We start from the raw sequence: 26,598 nt of genomic DNA, 5'->3' as shown, positions 1-26,598 counted from the left end.
AAATACTAAATTTATACATTTTTTACATAACCATCTAAAAAGTTCGTATCGCATGATCTCTTTAAATCCGTAAGGATGGATTGGAACTTTTATTTGGTGTGGGGTAAGCAAGATGCCTTGGAAAAATGGCAGCTGAACACTTTAAATCAGACTAGCTGCCATTGCTGTATTTTCTCAAATGAATCACTTGCCTTGAGCCATGCAGGTTCATCATCCCGTTTCAATCATTCGAACACGACTTTTGATTATTTGCATCACCCTGTTGATTGGCCAGCCGAAGATGTTGCTTTAACTTCATATACTCAACGATCTTTTCGTCTAAGACTTGAGAAAGTCGCACGAGATCGCTATGAATCAGTTGAAATGAATTACCAATCCTAAGCAATAATGCACGATCACGTTCGATCTCTTGAGCAAGTCTCTCGATCTCACCTTTTGAAAGTCCAGTTACTTCCTTCATTGTAAAGCCACCATTCGCAGAGGTATTTCTGTCATTGAGATAACTGAGCCTATTGAACACCTTTCTACACAACCCTTGTTCATCGAAACTGCTATTACAAAATTAAACTTGTTTCTAGGGAAGAACGTAGAATGCTTCACTGTGACCCAATTAGGGACAGGTCCCGTTAACCTTTTCATAAAAAGCCCGCAGAAGGTTTCCATAATCGGTTGTCATCGTGTAAGGCTAACGACCGCCTTTATTAACGCTTTAATGGCCAACTAGATTACTATCTTCAAACAATTGATCAAACCGCCACAAGAGTGTCTTGCTTTTCACAATTCGCAGGATTCATCTAATAGTTGCTGTACGACGGAAGCCGGCAATGGCTTGCTATACAGAAAGCCTTGGGCATGATGGCAACCGTTGTTCAATAAGAATGAGTGCTGCTCATAAGTCTCAACTCCTTCTGCAATGACATGAAGCTTCATCTTCCTCGCCATAGAAATAATTAATTTTGCTAAAGCTTTGTTTCTAGGAAGATCTTTAATGAAAGACCTATCAATTTTCAAAGCATCTACTATAAAACTCCTTAAGTAGTTTAATGAAGAATATCCCGTACCAAAATCATCAATGGAGACATAAATCCCCATTTCTCTTAGGACCTCCAAAGAGTGCATGATAATTCGGTCTTCCATCATAAGAGAACTCTCGGTGATTTCAATCTCCAAGTAACATGGTTTCAAATTCGTAGCTTGCAAGATTTCCTTTAAGCGATATAGAAATTTGGGGTTTTTAAATTGTTTTACTGAGACGTTGACGGCCACACGAACCGGAGGTAGTCCTTCCTCCTGCCAGCGCTTATTTTGCGCACACGCTTCCTGAAGTACCCATTCCCCAAGAGGAATGATAAAACCGGTTTCCTCTGCTAATGAAATAAATTGATCCGGTCCCACCCTGCCTTTTACGGGATGATTCCATCTAACTAATGCTTCTAAACTGCCAATTTCCCCTGTATTCAAATCAATTCTTGGTTGGTATTCAAGAAAGAATTGCCAATTTAGTAATGCCATCTCGAACTGAGATTTAAATAAAAAGCGAGCATCATCATGCTCAATATTGCTGGAAAGCTGATGAAGCACATACAGGTTCCTACCATCCTGCTTAGCCTGGTACATGGCTTTATCTGCTTTTCTCATCAGATCACTCGACTCCGTGCCGTGGTCAGGATAGATACTGATGCCTGCACTTAGTGTAACCCGGATATCATGATTGTCGATCGACATCGGACTTTTGAACGAATCAATGATAGCCTCGGCTAACTTACATGCATCATCTGCGGAATCTATTCTTCTCACTATAACGGTAAATTCGTCCCCACCTAACCTGGCTACGACTCCACCATGGCCGACGGTACCGATAATTCGCTCTGCCATTTGAATCAGCAATCGATCTCCAGCATCATGTCCAAGTGAATCATTCACCCATTTAAAATGATCTAAGTCGATGAAGATCAGCCCAAGTCTGTGCGCATTGACTTTGTGCTCTTGAAGTATTTCCCTAAGTATGTCTTTAAAGTGCCTTCTGTTTGACAATCCTGTCAGCGGGTCGTAGAAAGCCAAGCTTCGGATTTCCCTATCCCTTTGTTTCCGTTCAACGGATAAGTTGTACAGGTCTTTCAGTGTCTCAGCCAGTTTCAATTGTTCCCGATTAAGATTCTCATCTGGAACGCTTTCATTGAACGCTCTCTCACAGAAAGCAGGTATATATTTTTCCCCAATTTCTTTTATAGAGCGTACAATGTGAGTGAGAGATTTATCGGATACAATAAGCGTCAATATATCATTTTTTATTTTGGTTATATGATATTCAAGCTCTTGATCCGTCATCTCACGATCTGCTGGTTGCGTACTCGCATCGTCATTCATGCCCGTCATTGTGTCTGCCCCTCTCCGATGTAAAGGCTTAGAGCCCTTTCTACTGCCTCAAGAAGTTTAATATCTTATATGCCCAGCATAATTTAAAAACACCCGAATAATAATCATCCCTGCACCAAAACCAAATAACATAACAATAGTAACTTTTATCAAAATGGAGTGTGTTTTCAAACTGCACTTTTTTGATAACTCCATCTGGTGGTTTGCAGGAATTATGATCGTATCGGCCGTACTACCGGAAAATGTACCTCTGGTTACTAAGGATTACGCGGAGATGATTTGGGCTCCCATGGTAGGATACATAAAGAAACAGCGTCAAATTGGAACAGAATAATATCTTGCCGTGAGTGCACCCCATAGAATAACATTGGAAAAATCCTGATTATTACCTGAATTCTAGGGGCAATTTCAGCAAAGAAAAGCCGGCCAGAAATAGAGAGAAGGCAAACCCTCCGTGGATCTGCCTTCCCTCTATTTCTGTCGTTTAATCATTCATACCAACTACTCATCCCATATAGAATTAAGGACATGGTGGCAGAAATTCGGTCGCTTATATCCCGGAAGAAGCGTTTCGCATATATCAGCGTTAATTGTTCCATATGTTGTTTCCGGTTTGTGTTTAAAGCCTTCTAAGAATGCATGTAAGATGTTGTGTTTTAACCCGCAGCGAGGAAAAGCTTCGACGACTTGCTGCCGCATTTCTGCTGAGATGAGGTCGAAGTTCTTCCCGACTACATCATAAGCGACGCCAAAATTCATCAGCGACACTTCGGTTTCCTTATATTCGGCGATTCCGATGGAGGTATGCAAGGCAACAGCATCCCATACAAGCCGAATGGAATCTTCCGGGACGCCTCGACTTTTAAGAAAATCGCGGGCGGCATTAGCTCCATCGACCTCAAAGCGCTTGTCCGGGCTTCGGAAAGAGGGAGTGAGGCCGAGATCGTGGAAAAGCGAACTGATATAAAGCAATTCAGCATCGTATTTCATTTTATTCATGTTGCCCCTCATAGCCGCAAACAGAAATGTCCGGTTCGAGTGGTTCCACAGTAGGTCGTCGGCATGGTCACGCACTAACTCAGCAGCTTCAATGGCTAACTTACTATCCGGAATCTTTATATCAGCGATTAAATTCTTCATCCACAACTTCCCCCTTGTTCATTTGACTAACCTATATATGGGATTTGATTGTTGCAACGGTCAAAATTGTCATAGGGTTAGACAGTTACTTTCTTTGCCAGACGCGCTGCCGCTTCTTCCGCCTCACCTTTTGCATCATTCAGCACGTCTGTTTTATTAAGAATGCTTGTACCCTGGGCTCTGATGATTTGATAATCCTCAATGCCAAGGAAATTAAACATGGATTTGAGGTACTTATGTGAGAATTCGTTATCTGTGTACCAGTCGTTATTTGTGTAGATACCGCCGCTTCCTTGAATAACGAGCAGACTACGTCCGTCAGTTAATAAACCTACTCCGCCATTTTCCGTATATTTGAAGGTTTCGCGGGCAATCATGACGTTATCCATATAATCCTTAAGCCGGGAGGGGATATTGAAGTTATGAAGCGGCATGATGATCACGTATTTTTTTGCGCTCTTGAATTGCTGCAAAATTTCGTTCATTCTGCCGGTAACGCGTCTCTCTTCGTCCGTCAACTCTCCACCAGCTGCAAATTTCCCCCAAGCGCTAAGAACGGTGCTGTTCACTTCCGGAATTTCTTCGCCATACAGATTAATTTGCTCGATTGATTCGTTCGGATTCATCTTACGGTAATTCTCAATAAAATGTTTGCCGACTTCAAGACTTACTGAGTCAGGGGAATCAACAGTGGCATGTGCATTAATAACAAGTAACTTTTCCATTTCTTTCACTCCTAATTTTTAATTGCCGATAAATACAATCGACGATAATATATGACTACAATATACTGCAATAATTGTACCAAGTCAAATCCATTTTTATGGTTCGCCTACGGTTGACAATTGGCATGGTTATCTTTAAATTAAAAATATTTACCCATACTAAATGGGAGCGGTCATTATGCAGTATAGTGTCGGAGTCGAATATGCACTGATTATCTAGTTCACTTAATACCAAATGAATCAAAATTGGTATCAGAACTTGCCTTTTTTCAAGGCATTCCAGAGACCTACTTATCCAAAATATTTACAAAGCTTACTAAAGCGGGCATCTTTTCGTCGATTCCTAGTGTCAAAGGTGCTTTTAAACTTGCACGGAATCCGGACGACATTCCATCTTGGGATGTGGTCGAGGCAGTTGAGGGTAAGAAGCCAATTTTCCAGTGCCATAACATTAAGGATATTGGAAATCTATATTGTAATCGCGACTGTTCGGACTGTCAGTATCGACAAGCTCCATCATCTCAATTAATTTAGTTATGCTCCAAGCAGAAGAGACTATGCAAAATTATTTTCGCAGTAAGAAATTGTCCTGGCTGGAGCAGGAGATAGATCGTGTTTGCCCGAACAGACAACGTAAGAATACTCTGGCCTTCTTTGCAAAAGACAATTCCATAAATGAATCCGAATAAATATGGTGCAACAATTTTGCAAAAGAGAGAGTAACAAATCTTCAAAAAGTCTTTTTAGGTTTGTAACAAAAGTGTGCCTACATTATCCTTTTCATCAGCCTATGGACCATGCAAAGCAGCCGTTGTGCATTTAACGAGACAGTCTCGCAAATAAACAGGAAAAATTTGGTGTTCGAACATCGCTTAACGCAAAAGCCCTTGACGATCCTTTAATTGAGCTGCGGACTCCGATGGGCAGGTTCAGCCGTTTAGAAGAAATGGCCACTTCTGTCCTATTTTTCTGCCCCGAAGGCTCGGGTTACATTACAGAGCAAATTTGTCTGTTGATGGCGGTGTTACGCCTTTTGGCATCTGAGTAGTGCCGCCAAGTCGCTATATTTAAAACAACCTAGCGTCAGCCACGCGATCAAACAGCCGGAGGAAGCAAAAACCCTTGGCTTCTCAAGGGTTTCTGCGTTGTTGCCGTTTAATTCCATTAATTAAACCCACCGTTGACGCGAATCGTTTGTCCGGTTATCCAACGAGCCTTTTCACTGACGAGCAGCTCGATCACATTCGCAATATCCTTCGGTTCGCCTAGCCGACCGAAAGCATTCATGCCAAGGAACGATTCAATCAGCTCGTCCGGTTTACCTTTCAGGAAACTCGGTTGCTACTTGTCCCGGTGCTTTGCAATTAATCACGATATCCTTGGGGGCGAAGACGGCCACTCTCGCCGACGAGACCTACTTCCGTGGAGTTGCCGATCATCGGCAAAATCGTGGAAGCTTCACCTGATGTCCCCTACTTGAGCTTGAAATTAAGCTTCGATACCGACGTCATCCTCGACATCACGAAAGATACGATGCGGACTCCGCTTCCTATGAAGACTGTCGGGGTATAGCCGTGAACCGGACGTCATTTGCCCTGCTAGAAGCCATATTGCGTCTCATGCAGCTGCTGGATGCCCCTGAAGACATTCCGGTTCTGGCACCTCTTGTTATCCGTGAGGTCTTATATCGCGTGCTTCAAGGTGAACAAGGTGCTCGCATTCGTCAATTCGCGGTCATCGGCAGTCATGCGAACCATATCGCTCAGGTGATCCAAACGATCAACCAGCACTATGACCGAACACTAGCAATCGAGCAGCTTACGAATTCGGTGAACATGAGTATGTCGATGTTTCATAAACATTTTAAACGGGTTACTGCCATGAGTCCTTTGCAATATCAAAAAACAGTACGTTTGCAAGCCGCACGACGCTTGATGTTGACGGAAACCGTTTCCGCCTCCGATGCGGCCTACCGGGTAGGTTATGAAAGTCCGTCCCAGTTCAGCCGCGAATACGCTCGCATGTACGGAAGGCCCCCGATGCATGACGTTCAGGAACTGCGAAGTTACATGGCCCGCGACTTTGACTTCCGGTAATGAAATAGGTAATAGATGCCAAAAGTGACGACCATGAATAGCCCAGCGGATAGGTACATTTGGTGATAGTTTGTCTTCTTTGCGGCATAAATACCTAACAAATACGATCCGACTCCGTACCAGTGTCAAAGAGCATAAAGAACGTACTGCAGCCACTCCTCTGCGATGGGCGAAGACTGGATCGGCATGGTTTGAAAGCTGATCAGGGTCGCCCCATAACCGATGCCGATAATTCCGGCAGCCATAAAAAGTATGGATGACGTATTGGCTTGGCTTAACCAAATCATGCCCAGTGTAAATAGAATCATACCCGGATATGCTCCCCTTTTTGATCTAAGAATCTTCTTGTAAATAGTGTGTCAGATTAATCATTAAGGCCAGAATAAAAAATTTGTTCTGTAGCCAGAATAACCCTTAACGTTTACAGTTTAGGGAGTGATTTCATAATGATCGATCCCATATCTAGTTGCATTCCTTTGCTTGGTACGCTCACTAATCAATTGCAAGAGAACGAAAATGCATTACGCGAAGTTTTCGTCAATTGTTCAGATATCGTATTTCGAAGAATTCCTTCCCAAGAACCATCGGAAACACTGCTTATTTATACAGAAGGATTAATTGATACTGTAGAATTGGAACAAGTCATTATTAAGCCATTCATCCATGAGTTTGAGCTGCGGCAGGAACGAGGTCTATCTAATCTTCGCAAAGTTATAAGAGATGGATTACTTCCCGCCGCCCAGATTAGTACTTCCTCAGATATGAGTGAGATCGTCGATTCCATATTAAGTGGCAAGGCAGCAGTGATCACACATGGCGAACCGCACGCACTACTAGCAGACTTCACTAAATTTCCTAGTCGTTCCGTGGACGAGCCTGCCCTTGAAGCTTCCATCCGGGGTCCCAGGGAAGGATTCACTGAGGTGCTACGTACAAATACGAGCTTAATTCGCAGAAAGCTTGCAACCCCCAAGTTAAAATTGGAATCGATGCGTATAGGAACCGTGTCGCCAACCGACACGGTTCTCGCTTATTTAGAGGGAGCAGCCACTCCCGAGTTGATTCATGAAGTGCGAAATCGTCTCCAGCGAATTCAACTCAAAACGCTTTTGGATTCAAGTTATATAGAAGAATACATAGAAGATCAAAGGTTTTCACCGTTCCCACTAATTCAAAACACGGAAAGGCCCGATACGGTTGCGTCCAGTCTAATGGAAGGAAAAGTTGCCATACTAGTGAACGGTTCCCCGAACGTCCTGTTGGCACCTATGACGTTTTGGAATGGCTTCCAAGCAGCCGAAGACCATTATGAGAAATTTTTGTATGTAACGGCCGTGCGAATTATTCGATTCATTCTTTTTGTGATGTCGCTTTTGCTTCCTTCTTTCTATGTGGCATTAACGACATATCATCCGCAAATGATTCCCGTAGCTCTCATGATGAGCATTTCCTCGGCTAGGGAAGGAATCCCGTTCCCGACCGTTGTTGAAACATTGTTGATGGAAATCATGTTCGAGGGGCTGCGCGAAGCAGGACTTCGTTTGCCCAGAGCAATTGGCTCTGCAGTTAGTATAGTCGGAGCCCTCGTCATCGGTGAGGCTGCCGTACAGGCTGGTTTTATCTCGGCACCTATCGTCATTATAGTAGCAAGTACGGGCATTGCCTCGTTCTCTATTCCAAGATACAGTATGAGCTTGCCATTTCGGTTACTGAGATTCCCGTTGTTGGTACTTTCAGGCACGTTTGGTTTTTTTGGTATCGGAGCTGGCATCATTGCCATACTTATTCATCTTTGTACCTTGGAATCTTTTGGAATCCCGTACTTTACTCCGATTGCGCCGCTACATGTTAAACAATTTAAGGATACGATCATACGCGCACCGCGGGAAAGGAATGGATCATGAAGGGGGGATACTTGCGAATCGTATTTGCCTGCTGCTCTTTACTGCTGCTAGACGGCTGCTGGGATCGAACGGAGATTAACGATTACGCTTTCTGGATGGGAACCGCTCTGGACACATCCGAGAGTAAGAAAGTGAAAGTAAGCGCACAAATCGCGATTCCAAAAGAAATCGGTGCTAAGTCGAAAAAGGACGGGACGGGGCGCAGCAGTTTGGTTATCAGCGCAGAAGGTAATACTCTACTAGACACTTGCCAAACGATCCAAAATCGATTGCCACGCCGGATATTTATTGGGCATCGAAGGGCTGTCTTTATATCGGAAAGGCTGGCACGTGAAGGTCTTGGTGAGTTAATGGACATGTATTCCCGGAATGCTGAACTATCATTGCGCTCGGGAATGTTTGTAGTGGTAGGCAGACCTCCAGAGGAAATACTAAGTATGGAGAGCCCATTCGATCCGTTCTCTTCCGATGCCATATTGAGGCAGGATAAATTTTCCAAAATTGGAGATGTTGCTGTGCGCGATTTATTCGTCTCCTTTTCTTCCGAAGGAACAAGTCCAATTTTATCCGCCATCGATTCCAAGTTGTTAAATAGAGATCAGAAAAAGAATATGGTGGATATTAATAAGTTAGCTGTATTTAACAAAAAAATGCAAATGGTTGGGTTATTGAATAACGACGAATCCATGATCACTCTTTGGATCATCAATCGTTTGCGATTGTACTATTTAACGTGTTACGTTCCGGAGGGTAAAGGTTATGTCACAATTGACGAAACGAACCTCTCTTCTACTATTAAAACTAATATGAAAAACGGAAAGCCTACAATCCAAATTTCCCTTAAGGGGGTTGGAACCATAAGGGAAAATTTAACGGAATTTGATTTAAGTAATTCAAGTAAACTTGCCCTCGTCGAGTCTGCAGTTAATCGATATGTGAAGAAATTAGCCGAAGATACTATGCGTAAGGTGCAGGAAAACTACAGCACAGATATTTTCGGATTAGGCGAAGAGATACATGAGCAGCATCCCAATGAATGGAAATCTCTTCGGCACAATTGGGAGGAGCATTTTCATGGGCTTGACATCAGTGTGAATGCTCAAGTTCATCTGAAGCGCATCGGTGTATATGGGCCTCGCCCCCAGCAAGGAAACATTTCTTTTTAAATTGAACTTTTGGAGACAAATATGAAGCTTACTCGCTGGCAGTTTTTTTGCATGATGATTGCATTGGAAGTATGTATGACCATATGGCTAACTATAGGACCTGCACTCAGAATAGCTAAACAGGATGCCTGGATATCCATGCTCATCGGGGGTTGCATCGGAGCCAGCATAGCATATCTGATGGCATGCATTAGCAGACTTTTTCCCGATCAGACCCTAATAAAGTTCTCTGAATTTATTTTCGGTAAGTGGGTCGGAAAAATTGTATCACTGCTGTATTTCGCCACCTGGTATTCCGTCACAGCTGTCATTTTGCGCGATACGGCGGATTTTCTGCAGCTTGTATTATTTCGCAAAACTCCGATGTACGCCATTGTCGGCATAATTCTGCTTCTCATGCTGTACATCAATTATAGAGGAGGTTTGCCATCTCTAGGGCGATTCAGCGAAATAGCATGTCCGTTAATGCTTGTTGTGATCATCACAACTTTTTTGTTTAATCTAAAAAACATTCAACCTCATCTCATTCGGCCTATTTATGAAGATACAGGTTTGTTAACTGTTTTGAAAGGTTCCATCAATTACGCATCTTTCCTAGGCGAGACTTACTTCATTTTCATGCTGATGCCGTTCCTTAAAACTCCTAAGAAGGCCAGTAATGATTTACTTCTGGTCATTCTAACGACCACCATAACAGTTACTCTTGCAACAATTTTAGTAATTATGCTGTTCGGACCCAATTACCCAGCTAATTTTTTGTACCCATACTTCTTTGCGGTACGTTTTATATCCCTGCTTGAGTTTATTGAGAATATGGATATTTGGTTAATGCTCGTATGGCTGTTTGCTGTTTTCCTCAAGCTGTCTCTCTATATGTTTATTTGCTCATACGGTACGGCTCAATGGCTCGGAATCAAGAATTGGAAAAAAATTATCTGGTGGTTTGCGGGAATTATATTCGTATCGTCTGTACTCCCGGAGAATGTCACCCAGGTTACTAAGGATTACGCCGAGTTGATTTGGGCTCCTATGGTTTTTCCCATCATTATGATTGGGCTTCCCATTCTGATGCTAATCGTAGGATACATAAAGAAACAGCGACAAATTCGAACAGAATAATATTTTGCCGTTAATTCTCCCCTTAGAATAACATTGGACATTGGATAACACCTGGGTAATATGTTGAATTTTAAAGAAAAAAGCCAAAGAAGAGACCCGACTTAAATAGAGAGAAGGTAGACCCCTCCGTGGAATTGCCTTCTCTCTATTTAAGTCGTTTAATTATTCATACCAATTTCTCATCCCATTTGGATTAAAGGACATGATGGCAGAAGTTGGGACAATTATATCCCGGAAGAAGCATCTCGCATATGTCAGCGTTAATAGCCTTCCATAATGACATATAAGATGTTATATTTGAACTGTTTGCGTGGAAAAGCCTGAACGACTTTTTGCCTCGCTTAACGCCGCTTCAGCTTCATTTATATTCGACTATCCCGACGGAAGTATGCAGGGCAACCGCATCCCATACGAATTCTTCCGGGACACCGCGGCTTTTAAGAAAATAGCGAGCAGCATTAGCAGCATCAACCTCGAAGCGTTTGTCTATGCTTCGGCCGGTTTGAGTGGTTCCACAGAAGGTCGTCGGCATGCTCACCCACTAACTTAGCGGAGTAAGATACAGAGTCCAAGCTCTATATAGGTCCATGAACCTCATTGTAGGAAACGGTTGCTCTAATCGATTACAATTTGATCTCCGCGATGAACTCGCCCCGTTTGAATCACTTTTGCATAAACTCCGAAGGCCCCATTATTATGTTTAACCGCCGCCCGTAGGATTGATGGATCATTAGGCAGATCTCCTTGAGCCAGGGTTGTCATGATGCATCGGATACAAGGCTGTGTAATTTCAAGCACTACTTCTTTGCCTAAACGAACTGTTTTGCCAATCCAACTATTTTCGACAAAGCCTTCTTCATTCGGCACATCTATAACAATGTTTGTCCTGAAACGTCTAACCTCGATACGACTTTCAGGAATGAGCTCTCTCATTTTGTTAATACTTGCAGTAGTCAATAAGTGAACGATGTCAATATCAAAAAAGGTTCCTTCCGGAGAACTACGTGTAAATACCGTTTTCTTATTATCCAGTCCTTCAATATCAGGTATATATCCCTCAAACTGAACATCAACGGTTTTAGATGAAGTCTTCGCTATTTCGACTGGTCGATTCAGCTTATCCGTTAGTCTTTGATTGATGTCTCCATCCGTTGTTAAGCCCCAACTCCCATCAGGAAACGTGATTCTAACCGCAGGAAGTTCCATTGGATCCTGAGGGGGCTCAACATAAGCTGCACGATAATCAAACATATTCGGCCATTTTTGCGGATTTTTTGCATTAGCGAGTTTGCCTGTTGAAGTGTCAATTAACGCATACTTTCTGTCCCCGACAATTCCTTTTTCCGTGACATCCGTTGCATTCAACTCTTCACCCATCATCGATTTGACGGGATATCTCCATAATGAAACTACTTGAGGCTGATTCACAATAATATCTCCTTTATGAAAAGATAAACTCCCCAAACGGTGATTAAGAACCAATTCTTTCGAATAGATGAACTTAAACCGCCGGCAACGTATTGACCATCATGAGAACAATCAGAATCGTCAATCAGCTAACGGAATAGACGAATAACTGCTTCCGTCGTGAGTGCGAAGCCAATTCATTTAAGCTTCTATACATTTATGATCCTACAAGTTCCTTTTTGGTATTCTCCTGAACAGGTAAAATGCCACTTGAAAAAAAAGCTATCAACGAACCGGTAATGCATAGAGCCGCGAAAATGCCGACGGCGGTGAAACCGTTAAACGTCGCATAAAGCAAGCCTGCAATCCAAGAACCGAGAGTTGTCGCAGCATACATGGCTGAATTAGCCATGCTTGTGATCGTTCCACGGATCGTCGGATTTAACGAAGTCAGAAGTTCCATAATTAGCGGAAACGATATTCCCATGTTAGTGAATACGAAAAAGTATACGCCTTCGAAAGCCGAAACCGACGACAAATGAGGCAAAATAAGAAAACATACTATGGAGACAACAAAGCCAATAACCAGTGTGGTGAAACGACCCAATAGTTTGATCAAATGAGCACCGCCGATGCTCCCTACCATATTTCCAAGACCTAGAAAAAACATCACGAAACCCACGTGATCGACCGAAAGCTCAAAGCGGTCTGTCATCCATTTACCAATGAAAGCAAAAGCAGCCATGAATCCACATTGAAACAATAAATGAGCCAGGAAAGATCTTCTCGCCATTCGGCTGCTCAATAGCAGGACATATCTTTTAAAGATTGGCATCGTAGTTTTTTGTTCTTGATTCGGTCTCATTGCGGGCATAGTGAAAAAGATAGCTACCGTCGTCAGCAGCGAAAATGCGCCGATTGTATAGAAAGGATAAGACCAATGAGTCGCAGCAAGCAAACCTCCAATAGGCATACCGAACGCTTGAGCAGAAGCCAAGCCCGCCATTACGATGCCGAACACTTTGGGGATCTTCTGCGCAGGAAACAGAGTTGGGATGGAGGCCCAGACTTGAGGAGTTGTAAACGCTGCGCCGAATCCAGCCATAACGCGGAATAAAAACATCGACCAAAAACTAAAGGCAGAGCCGCATAAGATCGTGGAGACCGAGAAGCATGCCATCCCAAAAAGTAATACTTTTTTTCGATCCCACCCATCGGAAAGCGGGCCGGCAATGAGAGCAAATATGGCATAACCTAAAGCGTAGGCTCCCACCATCCAACCGGCATATTCGGTCTGGATGTGAAACAAATGCTGAAGGGTGGGGATAAGTGGAGAAATGATAAAAGTATCCGTACCGATTAGAAACATGATGACGAAAAATAGAGCTGTTAATTTATTCATGATATTCACCCTTTCAGTTAGTTTTGTATTTAAACGAATATTGAACTAATGAACAAAAAAAGAAATTTCTTTCTACAACGTATCCAGAAATCCAGGCAAGTAAGTTTGAAAGGTCTCCATATCGATACTCATATACCTCGTTTGAGCTTCTTTACGTACCTTGATCAATTTCGCCTCTCTTAAAGTGCGCAAATGATACGAGTTATTCGATTTTGAAGTACCGTGAATGTCGCTCACTTCCCCGCAACTCATCTCCTTCTTATGGGCGTATTGGTTTCGTATGATTTCCAATCTTGTTTCATCAGCTAATGTCTTAAATACTCTGGCGCTGTGCTCATCTTTTAATACTTTTTGAATAGTCATAAAACGAACATGCCTGCCCCTTTGCAGCTCATCAAAAAAATATAGATAAAGCCTCGGATTTTTTCCGGGGCCATGTCTTAAACTGGGAAGTCAGTTTTCCAATAATTGAATATGATGCAACCATAAGACAAAAGCATCATTTAGATTTTTAACAAACAGTCGTTCACTTTGTCTGACGCGATCATTTCCTCTCAGAAACGATCGCTCTATTTTTTCTTATACTATTGCGATGGTCACAAATGCTATTAGATACAGCTAGACAGATACTTTCTTTGTCAGACGCGTTGCAGCTTCTTGGGCTTCATTTTTTGCTTTATCAAGCACGACTTTCTTATCGAGTCTGCTTGTGCCTTGAGCTCGTATAATTTGGTAATCCTCAATACCGAGGAAGTTAAACATGGATTTGAGATACTTGTGTGAGAATTCGTTATCTGTGTACCAGTCGTTATTCGTGTAGATGCCTCCACTTCCTTGAATAACTACTAGGCTACGTCCGTCAGTTAGCAAACCTACTGCCCCATTTTCCGTATATTTAAAGGTTTCTCGAGCGATCATGATGTTATCCATATAATCCTTAAGTCTGGAGGGGATATTAAAGTTGTGAAGCGGCATGATGATCACATAATTTTTCGCGCTCTTGAATTGCTGCAAAATTTCGTTCATTCTGCTGGTTACCCGTTTCTCTTCCTCCGTCAACTCTCCACCAGATGCAAATTTCCCCCAAGCGTTCAGAACGGTGCTGTTTATCTCCGGAATTTCTACACTATATAGATCAATTTGCTCGATCAATTCGTTCGGATTCGACTTGCGGTAGTTCTCAATAAAATATTTGCCGACTTCAAGACTAACTGAATCAGGGGAATCAACAGTGGCATGCGCATTGATAACAAGTAATTTTTCCATTTTTACACTCCTAATTTGTTTTGATTGGCGATATATAATATCGCCGATAAATTACAACTCCAATATACTGCGATGCATGTTCTAAGTCAACCAAGCAGGCATCATATCCACGCCGATAATCATCGTCAGTTCTTTAACCGGCGTTGCGGGATACACGATTCCGAGATATAGTGCCACCCTCCCCTTTCGCATAATAAGGTACCTTCTGCTGTTCGTTGCCAGTATGCTCGGCTTTGTCGGCCTTACGTACGGCATTTTATTATTGTTGATCCATATAGTTATGCTTGAATCCTTCGGAACACCGTACTTTAGCCCTGTAGCCCCGTTCGATGGCAAACGGATTAAAGACATAATCATCCGCTATCCTTTCTGGATTAAGAAAGGCCGTAATAAGAAAGGGCGTCAGAGATGATCCGGTTCGTATTCCTAACGAGTGTCTCTCTAATCGTTATTTTGTTCTCCTCCGCATGCACGGATTTTGTCGAACCGAATCAAGTGGCTTTCGTCATAGCTTCGGCGATTGATCATACCGAGGACGGGGCGATGGAAATTAGCCATCAGATAAAAATTACCTCTCAACAGAGTGACCCATTAAAGGGAGGAAGTTCCGGCAATTCGGATAGCTTCATCGTCAAGTCGGCTAAAGGTAAAGATGTTTTCGAAACCCAACAGAAAATCCAAAGGCAAATGTCTCGCAGACTGATGATGAACCATCGCATCCTGATCGCGATAAGTGAAGAGTATTTCAATAAGAATGACGTAAAGAAGATATTCGATAAACTAGGCAGAGACCCTTCGAATAATCTAAGGGATATTATTTTCCTGATTAAAGGAGGTAGCGCCAAGGAATTCCTTATGATGAAACATCCCTTGGAACTTCTCTCTAGTATTGGTGCCGGAAAAGAGCTGCAGATCAACGGGATAAGAAACTTCTCATCGAGGCAACTCATTATCGATAATCTCTCGGACGGCATTAGGTCTATGGTTCCGGTCGTCCAGTTTAAAACTCTCATGGAGAGTAGCCAAAAAACGAATTCGATTCCCGTGTTATCCGGTTATGCCGTCTTGGACAAGGAGCTTAAAGTCAAAGGATTATTAGACGATGTCGAAGGCTCCAGAGCAGGCTGGATGTCGGGGAATGAAACTGTTCAAGGAGCATCGATTCCATGGAAGGATGGCAACGGCATTTTATCGTTTAGATTTACCCATCTTCAGCGCCGGATTCACTCCGTTAGCAGCAATGATCCCAAACGCATTGTAGTAACCGTTAAGGCAGATGCATATCTCCTTGAAAACACGACCCTACTAGACATGTCCGAGGTAGATAACATAATTGACGTCCAGAAGTATGTTAACGAGCAAATCCAAAATGAATTGCAGCTTACAATGGATAAAGTCCAGAAATGGGGATCTGACGTCTTCGGCATCAGCGAGCACCTTCATCGCAAATATCCTTACTGGTGGAAGTCGCAAAAAGATGACTGGGATAAAAATTTCAAGAAAATAGACGTTACTGTCAAGGCGGATATTCAACTAAAGTCAATCGGAATGATAGACAAGTTAAAATGAATTAAGGGGCATCCAAGTATGAAAATAAGCAGTTATCCTTTGTTCTGGATAATCAGCATCTCTTCCATCATCGTGAGTTCCTACCTTCCCATCAAATTAGCCGCGGAGGAATCGCGCCAGGACTGTTGGATATCCATTCTACTTGGGGGCATTATCATGATGGGCATCACCTGGGTCATGCTCCGGGTATGCATGCAGAATAAGGATAAAACGTTAGTTAACTTCATGAAAGACCTATTGGGCACCGTGCTAGGCAAAATACTCGTCTCGGTTTATTTCCTGCTTTGGTTCTGGCAGATGTCGATGAGCACAAGTGGAATGGTAGAATTTCAAAATTTAGTTTTGCTCCATAAGACGCCGACGATCGTCCTCGTTTTGTGTATGTTGTTTCTCGTTGCTTATGCGGTTTATAAAGGGGGGATTACGGCTATTAGCCGCTGCGCGGAGGTCATCGGCCCCGCTTTAGTCTTCTTTTCTTACACGCATCTATTCCTGAACTTTAAGTACATGGAGATAAAGAGGATATTGCCCATCTATGCGGACTCGGGCTGGATTCACATCCTGAAGGGGACTTTAATTTCGTTCAACCATATGGTAGATCCTTCGATCATTCTAATGCTGTTCTTTTTCGCCGAGAACAAGCGAACTGCCTCGCGCGCGATCCTCTGGGGAACGGCGGTTGCTATGCTATGGGGCGTTATAACCACGCTGATTCTTCTGTTCGTAACCGGACCAAACATGGCGGCTGAATTGAATTATCCCGCATATTATCTCACGAAGTTTATAACCATTCTCAATTTCATTCAGAATATCGATGCTTTTTACATCACTTTTTGGGTATTTGGCAACTTTATTAAATTATCAGTATACTTGTTCATTCTTAGCTACGGGTTATCCGAGTGGACCGGCTTCAAGAATTGGAGGCTTATCGCTTGTCTAATGACTTTCATCTGGCTAGCGTTCGTGATCTATAGCTCGCACAATATACGGATTTCATATATGATTAAGAACGTGTATGTTATCGGCTTCTTTTACCCCTTCATTTACATTGTCATACCTTTGATTTTATGGATGGTAGGCAGTATAAGACAACGTCCTAAAGCGCCCAGCATCAATTAAATTTGTAAGTAAGACCAATGTAGAAATAAACAACAGTACAAAGATTTATTCAAAAATTTTGTACTGTTGTTTGGTTTTTCATCGGTGTAACGATAAATTTTAGTTTTTGCGCACCGCTATTAATACCATCTTCAAAATATGTGGATGAGGCGGAGTCAGAAATGGAAGTAATTAACATTAGTAACCTTCCTAATGCAAACTCTGCGGATTATACGTTATCGATCTACAGGACCCCACATCGGCGATTACTATTAATAGCTTAGATCCACCTAATGTGATGCGGTTAATCGATACAACTCTTATTGGTGGAGCAGGACCTTCGATTTCATCGACAGTTGCAGTATTTACGGCTACTTTTTCACCGGACGCTTCGGTTACATTCTTATTCCCTGCTTCTGTTAATATTGATCCAGCAGTTAATTAGTGTTATACGGATTTTTTGCTTACAAGATTATCACTGATTTGAACACCGAATCTAACAAGGATTCAACGCTGGAGCCCAAATATCCGCGTTCTTTTTTAAGTTAAAGCGGATAATAATCCATCGGCAATCATATCAAACCTACTTGTATCCCGAAAACTTCTTGCAAGTAATTGCGCGCCTAGAAGCGAAGCAAGGAATTGATGGGCTTGCACATTCGCGGCACCTTCAAAGTTTAGATGCCCAGCTGGATTATCAGTCTTTAATACAAGCATTCGATAATAATTTTTAGCTTCTGTAATGACGGCTTCCATTAATAATCGCCCTATTCCAAATCGCCGTGCATCAGGTAAGACATAAAGTCGCCGAACACGCCCATTTCCTGCAATTGGGTCTTGATTCAATCCACAAACCCCTACAATATCCCCGTTTTGGGTTGCGATAAAGAGTGCTTCCCCGTCCTTGTCAAATCTATTGGTTCCAGCTTCATAGTCGCTCACCAGTCGTTTAAGGTGACGAAATCCTTCTAGTGTACTTTCTTCTACCAGTTGCATTATCTTATTAGTCTCTAGATGATTCACTTTTGTGATGGTAATCTCATTCACTAAATCATCCCTTCGAGAAAGTCTTCTCTAACCCCAGAACTTAATCCCAATTATACAGCAATTGGAAGTATTCTGCCCTTTAAGTGAGCAAAAGGCTTCCGATCGTGCCTGCAGCCTCCCTTTACTGTGTATTGAACAAACGTTCGCCGTTAGCGTAACGTTCTGGCCATTCTTCGCGGGATGGCCTTTTTGAGTTGTTTTTCCTTTAATACGTTAATCATACAAGAGAGAGGGGTAACTCTTGATTTGTTCTCAAAGCCCTAAGCTATGTTGAACCGATGAAAACCGTGACTTGTTAGAATATGGTACGGTTTCCTTAACTGGTTTACCGGCGAAAAAATGAAAGGAGTTCCTCGGCAGCTCCTTTCGTAGAATTTTACAATACAGCCTTTTTAATTAGTGATTCTATTATAGATGTCTTAACTTTTCCGGATTTGCGACAGTATATATCGCTTCGATCTTATGATCTCGATAAGCAAAAGAATAAACATATTGAATCCCTTCATCCAAACGAATGCGGATTCCGGGAAGCCCATTCACCATGAGGAACGAGTACGTAAATTTACCCGCATGCATGTTGATCACATTTTGATGAAGCCTCAGCACTTGCTCAAACCCGACAACAGGCACTTGTGCCGCACTTATTTTACCCCCGCCGTCCGAGTAGAGCACAACATGCTACTAACCAGTTCAAGCAGCTTCGTCGTATTTCCTTGCAACAGCGAATTAACAAACTCTTTAATCTTATCCTCCGCAATGGAAACCGATGGTTGTTGGTCCGGGTCGAAATGGATGCTTTTTTTGACGCGATGGAAAATTTGCCGGCAATTCGGACTGCTTTTCCCGACTATATCGGCAATCTCTTCAAACGAATAATGAAAAATCTCTCGAAGGAGAAAAACCGCCCTTTCCGTTGCACTCAATTGCTGCAGAAGCAGAAGATAAGCCGTGGAAATCGACTCCGACCGCAAATACCTATTAGATGGATCATTGACCGAAGCCCCATTTTCAATCAGTGGCTCCGGAAGCCATGGACCGACGTACATTTCCCGTTTTTTGGCTGACGAGCGCAGAAGATCAAGACAACGGTTCGTTACGATTTTGTATAGGAATGCCCTTTCGTTACGGATTGTCCCGACGTCGTACATTCCGTCATAGCTCAAAAAAGCATCTTGTACGATATCTTCCGCATCCATGACGCTGCCGAGCATTCGATAGGCTAACGAAAACAGTTCCGTTTTATGACGTTTATATAATTCCTCTGTGCTCATTAAAGGCATTCCTCCCCTAACCCTCAAGGGAGAGCATGTGTTGTATGGCTCTTTTGGCACTTGCCGTCGCAGCATCAACCAGTACTTCACCATGCGACGCCCATTCTCCTACTACATATAATCCTTGTATTTCCGGGACATCGGGTCCGGGATTCTCATGACGTTTCATATGCATAAAGTCATGACAAACCGTCATTTTAGGAAGGTATTGTTTGACAATCAATTCTTCCCGCCATCCCGGTTGCATCAAATCCAGCACGCCTTCCAGTTCTTGTAAATCTTTATCCGGGTCCTGTTCTTTCCCTTGGTACTTAATGAGCGATATGACTTGCGCGCCATCGTCGCTTAGATAAGCCGCACGCGAATAATTGCTCAGAAGCACGGTCTGATCAATCCCGTAAGCAAATTGTTGTTTAGGCTTGGGAAGTCGTTTCAAAGCCACATCCAGGCAAGCCGCGGTGACCTCAATCGATTGTTCTTTCCAGGTATGAAGGGCGGTTTTTTCTGCAAAGGGTACCAACTCATTGGCAATAGAAGGTGATGTGGCAAGGATAACATGGTGCATATCGATTTTCGTTCCATCTTCAAAGAGAATCTGCCGCACGATCCCTCCACTGGTATCGATGGACGAGACTTGTGTATTTGTTAAAAACCGTACTCCCAGCTCGGATGCCTTTTTCCGCAATTCCTCGATCAATTCACCCCAGCCACGATCCAAGTACAACGCGCCTTTAAGGGCATTCTGCAGCTGTTTCAATACAGGACCCGCGGCTGGCAAATCCGGCCCGACCACATAACTGGCGGCACGAAGTAACGAATAAAAGATATTGCGCACCATGGGATCTCGCAAATTCCCTTCTATCCATTCGCGGATACTGATCCGGTCAAATTGACGAGTATCCGCTTTTTTAACTTTCATAAGACAGGAAGCAAACTCCGTCTTTCCTTTCCAAGACAACAGCGGTGTCGTAAACAAGGACTTCATATCCGAAGGCAAGGGGATCAATTTCCCTTTCCAAACACCATAAGCGAACGACGAAGGTCGCTTTCCTTGCAAGATCAGCCCCAATTCCTGGAAAGTTGCGTACGCATCTCCCTTGTACAAGGAATGCGCGCCCAAATTGAAGTAAGCTCCTTTTTTCTTGTTGGAAATGGCGCGACCGCCTAAGCGATTCTGTTTTTCAATGACAATCGTTTGCTTCCCTGCTTTGGCTGCGTAAATTGCAGCGGTTAACCCCGCAATACCTCCACCAACCACGGCCACATCAACCTTTTGCATCGTTCATCATCCCTTTCAAATTTTACCTGTATGACGGGCCATGGATGTGAAGTGTGACAGAAAAGCAAAAAAGATTTTAAGGGAAATCTCCTCGGTTAACCGGAATTAATATTCAATTATCCTCCCGTTAATTGAGAAAGGCAACCAAGCATACTACGCTGGCTGCCTTTTCATGTTGCAATTGAACTATCGTTCAACGTTTAGCGAACATCTACCTTTTAAACGAGGTACGATAGATATTAGTTCTATTAAGTCATCAATAACTATATCAGCCTTAGAAAGTTCGTCAACTCGCGCAAAATCAAAATTACATCCTATGGCGACTAAACCATTATCTTTAGCAGCATTTATATCTGATAGGCGGTCTCCTACAACTGCTGCATTGCTAATACCATACTTTTTAACAATAGCTTGAACTAAGTCTGATTTATCTAACGTTTGAATTTGTTGGATACTAAAGGTTTCAGAAACCCATTTGTCCAAATTGTAATAACTGACAATTGCCTTTAAATATTCCGTTAACCCATTACTTGCTATGTAAATTGAACAATCATTTTCTTTTAATTGTGTGAAAACTTCCAATACATTAGGATATAACGCCCCTTTCCCACTTCTTATATTTTCAATTAATTTTTCAAGAAAATATGCATCAGTTAGTTCTCTTATTTCATTGGAGTGATGAGGTAACAGAGCTTCCCATACTTTGGGTAAAGGTACACCCATAATTTCACGGTATTTGTCAATTGGCGTAACAGAATCCCACTCATTTAGATTCCTTAAATGATTAAAGGCATCTTCGAGTGATATTTCTAAAATTTTATCTGTTTGAAATAGTGTTCCATCCATATCAAAAATGATTGCTTGTGTCATTGCTTCTTCTCCCTTTTTAAGCGATTGAATAGCATCCATATTTTAACACAAGTCATTGAAGGATACTGCCCATTAGGTGAGAAAAAGGCTGCCGATCGTGACGGCTGCCTCCCTTTATTGTGTATTGAACAAACGTTCTCCGTTAGTTCAATCCCCGACAACTATTCTAATATTAATTTTCCATCGAACTTTTTATAATCTTTAAATACTCTTTGATGATGTCGTGCAAAAAGCTCACTGGAGGCTTCAGGTAGATTATCCATTGGGTAAAACTCAGCGTCTACACTTTCGTCTGTCGCTTTTTCAAGAGTGCCCGACCACTTATCTACCAAAAATAAATATTCAATTACGTGATACTCATTTCCCCAACGGTCCGTGAATGTTTGTGTTGTTGGAGACGAATAAATAGCAATTAATGTTGCCTTTAAAACGTCAAGTCCCGTTTCTTCTTTAACCTCACGCTTCATTGCATCATAAATGGATTCATCTAATTCCATGGCTCCTGCAGGCATACCCCATTTTCTATCACCATGACGCTTTATGAACAAGGCACGACCTTCATCATCAAGTAAGATTGCTCGTACTGAATTTACGATTATCCTTTGAGTTCCAACTACTTTTCGAAGTTTACCTAAATACGAATCATTCCAACTAATGCTCATATATCACCTTTTGGATTTTATTGGGATAATAATATTTTACTGCTTGAAACATATTTAAAGAATAATTTAATTTAGATTGTTTCGTTCTAATTTAGTTATCAATAAAATAATAGAAATAAGGAGCAGCAGCTGCCGTGGCAGAACTGCTCCTTATTTCGTTCAACTATCGTTTTCCGTTAGCTTAACGAACTGCGATTCGTTTTGATTTAATTGTTTTGCCCAGAATTACTGATAACAAAAGAATCTTGTTTTCCATCCCATTCCACTGTTACCTTCACCACGTCATCTTTTGTAGGTAATACGATATTATCATCATACTCACCATATATGATTTTCCCGTCTGAACCTGGGGTATAGCCAGTATAGCCAGTTCTATTATTGCGATCCGCAGCGTTCCCATAAGTAAAGTCTACTTTTCCAATATTTTTGATATCAGAACCTTTATAGGTCAGCAATATCCTGCTGTAAACCTTATTTTTTTCATTTCCGAAGTCCCAAACCGTTTCTTCTAATGCAGCAGACCAGAGACTACCTTCACCTTGGTATTTCAAAATATAATCATATTTTATCATCACTTCATTATCAGGCATGCCAGATGCCAGCAACCACTTGTCATTTACCTTTTCTATTTTTACGGTCATTTTGTACGGATAATCAACCTCAGTAGTATTGAACTCAACGACAACATCATTACCTTCTTGGCTGATGATCTTGGTAGTATCAATGAAATACTTGAAATCCATTCCGTGTCCTCCATTTCCTATGTTTACATAAAACTGTCCTTCATAATCCTTATAGAGAGGAAGACCTCTATCTACCGTTTCCAGATAAGTTCTATAAAATAACTTTTGAGCCATATCTTTTGTAAATACAGTCTCGACTATTTTTTTTAAATCAGAAATTGATTTAACGGTATTGAGATCAATTCCTTCAGCTACCATGTTAAAGTCGGACGACCCTGTCACAAGACGAAAATCTTTTTCACCTGGGATCATTTTTGTTGGATCGCTCTTGAAAGCTCCATTTCCGTTAAATATTCCATAGATATCCACTGCCCTCGGTATCAGCTCGTTTAGAATATCTTTCACCTCATCAACAGTAAGAGTTACAGAACCGCTTGGAATATTTTTTATCGTTGGTATTGATGTAGGTGTTGATGTAGGTGTTGATGTAGGTGTTGATGTAGGTGTTGATGTAGGTGTTGATGTAGGTGTTGATGTAGGTGTTGATGTAGGTGTTGATGTAGGTGTTGATGTAGGTGTTGGCGTAGGCGACGTTATTGGTGAGTCAATCGGTGTAGTATTGTTGGCGACGGTGGGACTTGATGCCTTCGTGGAAGTCGGAAAGGGATTTGTACATCCAGTTAATAAAATAGTAGTCAAAACAAACAGACAAATTTTTATCCGAAGTTTTTGCATATGATTCCCCCTTGTATGCAAATCAACTATGCTGTCCAAAGACAGCACAAGCTCGCCGCCAGCAGCCTGTTGTCATTGAATTATAGTTACCCGTTAGTTCAGTCAGACTGAGCGGTGAACTTAACTTACCACAAGCTTGAACCACTTACAGTAATTCAAAAATAACATTTCTTTTTGATCATCATCGACCATAACAAGTACCTTTTCAAACGAATACTTAAAAAACTCCAACAAATCCGTCTCGATAGCTTCTAGTTTATTAATTAAGTCATTTCGGTTGTATTCTATATAATACATTTTCTGTAATTCTTGCTGCGATAAATCTTTTCTCATCGTGCCAGAATAATCGTCAGACCAAACTCTTACCGAATCATTTATGTATTCCAAAGTCGGGAATGGATCATGACCAAGCCATACATCCTCTTTACTTAAGACAGCTTCAAGTACTTCTCTCCAATTCTCGAGCCCACAGCAACAACTCGGAAGAATCGCTTTTTCTTCATCCTCAAAGGCTATGCCACCACTTATTGCTACTTCATCAATGGCTATCAACTCACTTAATACCTCAGTAGGATCTCTATCCACATCTATGTTGTTATACCCACATAGCAACGTAAAAAATAGAACAGCATCTTCTGGAGTAGAAGCTCTTGAAAGATAATTAGTTTCTCTGTATTCAACATTTGATAACCAAGAGGGCTGCTTAAAATATGAATCTTTTATTACTGCACTAACTTTCCCCATTATATTAACTCCTCATGGTTTATTCTCTAAATACACATTAACATTTATTGGGTTATTCCACTACACTATTCTCCCCGTTCAACGAAAAAGAACCAGATGCCGGTGGGGCGATCTGCTTCCTGATTATTTCACTAACGTTCCCAGTTAGTGTAATGGCAACATCTAGCAAGATTTACTTAAGGTTATTTGTATCCTGATAAACCTTAATAAGGGGCACTATTGTCTCATACGCTAGAACAACATCAAGTACAATCCCATCGAACTCTTCTTGAAGCTCTGGGTTTTCCTTCCAAAAATTCTTTTTAACCTTTAGTACCGAACACAATAGATCACCCCTGTAATAATTACCAGAGTTCAATGGGTTTTCAACTAATCTTTTCATAGCTATAGGGACAAGGTAGTTAAGGGACTTGTTCTGTAATATCATCCTAGTAAGATCATCATTTGAAAAATCCTTTAGAGGTTTTCTTCTTAATGCAAGACACTTTCTTATCAAACCAGTGGCTCCTTTATCAGGATCTCCCCAGTTTTCCCCATCGATTTCCTCTAAAGACTTATTGAAATCCATCATATTCACCTCCACTCTACTGTCCTTTTGCTTAATAAAACAAGGAGCAGTTGCCTATGAGATATTATTCGTTCAGTATACACCAGTTTCCTTTTAATGTAAGAAGCGACTCCGCCGTTAGTTGAGTGGTTCATTTTAACTTGTCGGCATTCGAACAATGTTTGTGTCATCCGACACTTAAGCCTTGCAAAGATTTAGAAACTTGTTTCTTCCCAGTCAGTCTTACATTTTTTTTCGTATGTTATGAAACCCTTAGTCGAAAACCTTTTTTCAAGCATCCTACTAGCGTCATATTTACTACAATCCCTTTTCACATAAATTTCATCGTGTAAAAATAATATAAGGAGAGAACTAGATGCATCGTTATTCGACAAATAGAAACCCAACAATTCATTGTATTGAGTGCTAAAAAACAAACCTATATACTCTACTTTGAGTATAATATTTTCCTCAAATTCAGTTAATCCTTCATAACTAGCAAATAAATTAAAATCATCCAAATCGTAAATTCTATTCACTGAGATTAACGGATTCATGCCTCTTATATACAGACCTATAACATTACCGTCATCTTTCTCAAGAAAAAGAACATGGTCTAATCTCTCATTATCATCCTGATCATGTAAATAAATAATGTTTGAGATTTCTTTTTGCTTGAAAAGTAAATCAAACCTTTTTGTAAAAGATAATATATAATTATTCATATTCAACCTCACTCTTTAATCAAAACTAATTCGGACAACAACCTTTTCCTCTAAAATCCTGTGCAACATAGGCGCCCCAGAGTCATTTAAGTGCCTCCATTTGGTTCTGCTTAGTCAGTAGAATATACCATATATTTACTGATATTAGTTGAGTAAAACAGCCCGTTATTTATTTCAATGAAATCAATAAAGGTGCTGCTTCAATGCAGCTCCTGCACTTTGTTTACCACAATACAACTCCTCAACTATCGTACTTCGTTTAGCGCAATGGTCAATGCTTTGATAAAATAATTGAAACAACCACGCGATCTAAGGAGGTAACATGAAACAGTTCACTGCTAATAAAGCACCTGAAGATATGTTCACTAAGGCTAGATTGAAGAAAATGGGTTTATCCCCCATTGCTGATTACTCTGCTTTTATTACTTATCCCCCTAGTAAAAGACGCTATAAGTTGTACAAGCTTGAGAACGCTCGCCCAATAGAAAATAATGTTGGATATTCCTTACTCATCTCTGTTAAAAAATCAAACGAAGGAAATTTAAGCCCAGAGTATTTACGAGAAATGGTAAAACGACTTCACTCACAATATGACTCAAAATAATCAGCTATATCCTCGAATTATCTCAAGGAGTTGAATTAATCTGCCCGTTAGCGTGGAAAAGACTGCCCGATCTATCTCGCGGCGGTCTCTGTGTAGTTTTACAACTAAAATTTTCGTTCTCGTCCTACTCGTTATAATGGGTTATCACACATTTCCATTCACT

General features: G+C 41.6%; 28 protein-coding genes and 3 pseudogenes. 11 read left to right on the top strand and 20 right to left on the bottom strand.

Annotation, left to right across the window (positions count from 1 at the left end; genetic code table 11):
• Window positions 1-220: 220 nt before the first annotated feature.
• From RQP52_RS35715 to RQP52_RS35700, 4 genes are all read right to left on the bottom strand, one after another.
• Window positions 221-460: an aspartyl-phosphate phosphatase Spo0E family protein gene (locus RQP52_RS35715; RefSeq protein ID WP_315956204.1), complete on the bottom strand. Its 240-nt coding sequence runs from the start codon at window positions 458-460 to the stop codon at window positions 221-223.
• 314 nt (window positions 461-774) lie between these two features.
• A complete protein-coding gene (locus RQP52_RS35710) occupies window positions 775-2,376 on the bottom strand; it encodes a putative bifunctional diguanylate cyclase/phosphodiesterase (RefSeq protein ID WP_315956203.1) in 1,602 nt (533 codons plus the stop codon).
• Between the two features lie 501 nt (window positions 2,377-2,877).
• Entirely contained in the window at window positions 2,878-3,516 is a 639-nt protein-coding gene (locus tag RQP52_RS35705) for an HD domain-containing protein (RefSeq protein ID WP_315956202.1), read from the bottom strand.
• 77 nt (window positions 3,517-3,593) lie between these two features.
• Window positions 3,594-4,241, bottom strand: a complete 648-nt coding sequence (locus tag RQP52_RS35700) for an FMN-dependent NADH-azoreductase (protein ID WP_315956201.1) — start codon at window positions 4,239-4,241, stop codon at window positions 3,594-3,596.
• A 178-nt stretch (window positions 4,242-4,419) separates the two neighbouring features.
• On the opposite strand from RQP52_RS35700, the pseudogene RQP52_RS35695 reads away from it, so the two are divergent.
• Window positions 4,420-4,930, top strand: a pseudogene (locus tag RQP52_RS35695) (Rrf2 family transcriptional regulator).
• 475 nt (window positions 4,931-5,405) lie between these two features.
• Here the strand turns inward: RQP52_RS35695 and RQP52_RS35690 are convergent.
• Window positions 5,406-5,631 (bottom strand): annotated as a pseudogene (locus tag RQP52_RS35690) (SDR family oxidoreductase); the annotation flags it as partial.
• A 32-nt stretch (window positions 5,632-5,663) separates the two neighbouring features.
• Here RQP52_RS35690 and RQP52_RS35685 point away from each other — a divergent pair.
• Together RQP52_RS35685 and RQP52_RS35680 are read left to right on the top strand one after the other, a co-directional pair.
• The gene (locus RQP52_RS35685; RefSeq protein ID WP_315956200.1) at window positions 5,664-5,813 is read left to right on the top strand and encodes an AraC family transcriptional regulator N-terminal domain-containing protein; all 150 of its coding nucleotides are present in this window, start codon (window positions 5,664-5,666) and stop codon (window positions 5,811-5,813) included.
• Window positions 5,814-5,815: 2 nt separating this feature from the next.
• Window positions 5,816-6,337: an AraC family transcriptional regulator gene (locus tag RQP52_RS35680; RefSeq protein ID WP_315956199.1), complete on the top strand. Its 522-nt coding sequence runs from the start codon at window positions 5,816-5,818 to the stop codon at window positions 6,335-6,337.
• 125 nt (window positions 6,338-6,462) lie between these two features.
• On the opposite strand, the gene RQP52_RS35675 is transcribed toward RQP52_RS35680, so the two are convergent.
• Window positions 6,463-6,645 carry a hypothetical protein gene (locus RQP52_RS35675; protein ID WP_315956198.1) on the bottom strand — a complete coding sequence of 61 codons (183 nt, stop codon included), beginning with the start codon at window positions 6,643-6,645 and terminating at the stop codon, window positions 6,463-6,465.
• A gap of 138 nt (window positions 6,646-6,783) precedes the next feature.
• Here RQP52_RS35675 and RQP52_RS35670 point away from each other — a divergent pair, with 138 nt between their 5' ends.
• The 3 genes from RQP52_RS35670 to RQP52_RS35660 are packed head-to-tail and all read left to right on the top strand — an operon-like array spanning window position 6,784 to window position 10,526.
• Complete coding sequence (locus RQP52_RS35670) at window positions 6,784-8,241, top strand: spore germination protein (RefSeq protein ID WP_315956197.1); 1,458 nt, start codon at window positions 6,784-6,786, stop codon at window positions 8,239-8,241.
• Between the two features lie 11 nt (window positions 8,242-8,252).
• Complete coding sequence (locus RQP52_RS35665; RefSeq protein WP_315956196.1) at window positions 8,253-9,407, top strand: Ger(x)C family spore germination protein; 1,155 nt, start codon at window positions 8,253-8,255, stop codon at window positions 9,405-9,407.
• A gap of 21 nt (window positions 9,408-9,428) precedes the next feature.
• Complete coding sequence (locus RQP52_RS35660; protein ID WP_315956195.1) at window positions 9,429-10,526, top strand: GerAB/ArcD/ProY family transporter; 1,098 nt, start codon at window positions 9,429-9,431, stop codon at window positions 10,524-10,526.
• A 358-nt stretch (window positions 10,527-10,884) separates the two neighbouring features.
• Here RQP52_RS35660 and RQP52_RS35655 read toward each other — a convergent pair whose 3' ends face one another.
• The 5 genes from RQP52_RS35655 to RQP52_RS35635 all read right to left on the bottom strand — a co-directional run bounded on the left by RQP52_RS35655 (window position 10,885) and on the right by RQP52_RS35635 (window position 14,601).
• On the bottom strand, window positions 10,885-11,058 hold the full coding sequence (locus tag RQP52_RS35655; RefSeq protein WP_315956194.1) for a hypothetical protein: 174 nt from the start codon (window positions 11,056-11,058) through the stop codon (window positions 10,885-10,887).
• An 83-nt stretch (window positions 11,059-11,141) separates the two neighbouring features.
• On the bottom strand, window positions 11,142-11,954 hold the full coding sequence (locus RQP52_RS35650) for an MOSC domain-containing protein (protein ID WP_315956193.1): 813 nt from the start codon (window positions 11,952-11,954) through the stop codon (window positions 11,142-11,144).
• Window positions 11,955-12,150: 196 nt separating this feature from the next.
• Window positions 12,151-13,335, bottom strand: a complete 1,185-nt coding sequence (locus tag RQP52_RS35645; RefSeq protein WP_315956192.1) for an MFS transporter — start codon at window positions 13,333-13,335, stop codon at window positions 12,151-12,153.
• Window positions 13,336-13,407: 72 nt separating this feature from the next.
• Entirely contained in the window at window positions 13,408-13,698 is a 291-nt protein-coding gene (locus RQP52_RS35640) for an ArsR/SmtB family transcription factor (protein ID WP_315956191.1), read from the bottom strand.
• A gap of 255 nt (window positions 13,699-13,953) precedes the next feature.
• On the bottom strand, window positions 13,954-14,601 hold the full coding sequence (locus RQP52_RS35635; protein ID WP_315956190.1) for an FMN-dependent NADH-azoreductase: 648 nt from the start codon (window positions 14,599-14,601) through the stop codon (window positions 13,954-13,956).
• Between the two features lie 100 nt (window positions 14,602-14,701).
• On the opposite strand from RQP52_RS35635, the gene RQP52_RS35630 reads away from it, so the two are divergent.
• From RQP52_RS35630 to RQP52_RS35615, 4 genes are all read left to right on the top strand, one after another.
• The gene (locus RQP52_RS35630; protein ID WP_315956218.1) at window positions 14,702-15,013 is read left to right on the top strand and encodes a spore germination protein; all 312 of its coding nucleotides are present in this window, start codon (window positions 14,702-14,704) and stop codon (window positions 15,011-15,013) included.
• Entirely contained in the window at window positions 15,010-16,170 is a 1,161-nt protein-coding gene (locus RQP52_RS35625; RefSeq protein ID WP_315956189.1) for a Ger(x)C family spore germination protein, read from the top strand. The genes RQP52_RS35630 and RQP52_RS35625 overlap by 4 nt, the downstream gene beginning before the upstream one ends.
• Before the next feature lie 18 nt (window positions 16,171-16,188).
• A complete protein-coding gene (locus RQP52_RS35620; RefSeq protein WP_315956188.1) occupies window positions 16,189-17,289 on the top strand; it encodes a GerAB/ArcD/ProY family transporter in 1,101 nt (366 codons plus the stop codon).
• A 277-nt stretch (window positions 17,290-17,566) separates the two neighbouring features.
• Window positions 17,567-17,713 (top strand): hypothetical protein, encoded by a 147-nt coding sequence (locus tag RQP52_RS35615; RefSeq protein ID WP_315956187.1) that lies wholly within the window; start codon window positions 17,567-17,569, stop codon window positions 17,711-17,713.
• A gap of 95 nt (window positions 17,714-17,808) precedes the next feature.
• Here the strand turns inward: RQP52_RS35615 and RQP52_RS35610 are convergent, their stop codons facing one another.
• The 9 genes and pseudogenes from RQP52_RS35610 to RQP52_RS35570 all read right to left on the bottom strand — a co-directional run bounded on the left by RQP52_RS35610 (window position 17,809) and on the right by RQP52_RS35570 (window position 25,831).
• Window positions 17,809-18,264, bottom strand: coding sequence for a GNAT family N-acetyltransferase (locus RQP52_RS35610; RefSeq protein ID WP_315956186.1), 456 nt, complete (start codon window positions 18,262-18,264; stop codon window positions 17,809-17,811).
• 459 nt (window positions 18,265-18,723) lie between these two features.
• Window positions 18,724-19,586: pseudogene (gene sigJ, locus RQP52_RS35605) on the bottom strand (RNA polymerase sigma factor SigJ).
• 16 nt (window positions 19,587-19,602) lie between these two features.
• A complete protein-coding gene (locus RQP52_RS35600) occupies window positions 19,603-20,865 on the bottom strand; it encodes a phytoene desaturase family protein (protein WP_315956185.1) in 1,263 nt (420 codons plus the stop codon).
• A gap of 186 nt (window positions 20,866-21,051) precedes the next feature.
• Window positions 21,052-21,735, bottom strand: coding sequence for an HAD family hydrolase (locus RQP52_RS35595; protein ID WP_315956217.1), 684 nt, complete (start codon window positions 21,733-21,735; stop codon window positions 21,052-21,054).
• Window positions 21,736-21,896: 161 nt separating this feature from the next.
• Complete coding sequence (locus tag RQP52_RS35590) at window positions 21,897-22,397, bottom strand: NUDIX domain-containing protein (protein ID WP_315956184.1); 501 nt, start codon at window positions 22,395-22,397, stop codon at window positions 21,897-21,899.
• A gap of 206 nt (window positions 22,398-22,603) precedes the next feature.
• Window positions 22,604-23,815, bottom strand: a complete 1,212-nt coding sequence (locus tag RQP52_RS35585) for a hypothetical protein (protein ID WP_315956183.1) — start codon at window positions 23,813-23,815, stop codon at window positions 22,604-22,606.
• Between the two features lie 120 nt (window positions 23,816-23,935).
• Window positions 23,936-24,559 carry a hypothetical protein gene (locus tag RQP52_RS35580; RefSeq protein WP_315956182.1) on the bottom strand — a complete coding sequence of 208 codons (624 nt, stop codon included), beginning with the start codon at window positions 24,557-24,559 and terminating at the stop codon, window positions 23,936-23,938.
• 172 nt (window positions 24,560-24,731) lie between these two features.
• Window positions 24,732-25,127, bottom strand: a complete 396-nt coding sequence (locus RQP52_RS35575) for a contact-dependent growth inhibition system immunity protein (RefSeq protein ID WP_315956181.1) — start codon at window positions 25,125-25,127, stop codon at window positions 24,732-24,734.
• A gap of 194 nt (window positions 25,128-25,321) precedes the next feature.
• Window positions 25,322-25,831, bottom strand: coding sequence for a hypothetical protein (locus RQP52_RS35570; RefSeq protein ID WP_315956180.1), 510 nt, complete (start codon window positions 25,829-25,831; stop codon window positions 25,322-25,324).
• A 322-nt stretch (window positions 25,832-26,153) separates the two neighbouring features.
• Between RQP52_RS35570 and RQP52_RS35565 the strand changes: the two genes are divergently transcribed.
• Window positions 26,154-26,435, top strand: a complete 282-nt coding sequence (locus tag RQP52_RS35565) for a hypothetical protein (RefSeq protein WP_315956179.1) — start codon at window positions 26,154-26,156, stop codon at window positions 26,433-26,435.
• The last annotated feature ends 163 nt before the right edge of the window (window positions 26,436-26,598 follow it).

It is taken from the genome of Paenibacillus violae, assembly GCF_032461945.1.
In the GTDB taxonomy this organism is placed as follows: Bacteria; Bacillota; Bacilli; order Paenibacillales; family NBRC-103111; genus Paenibacillus_E; species Paenibacillus_E violae.
The sequence above is the reverse complement of the archived record's forward strand: the minus strand, read 5'-3'. Positions and strand labels throughout refer to the sequence as shown.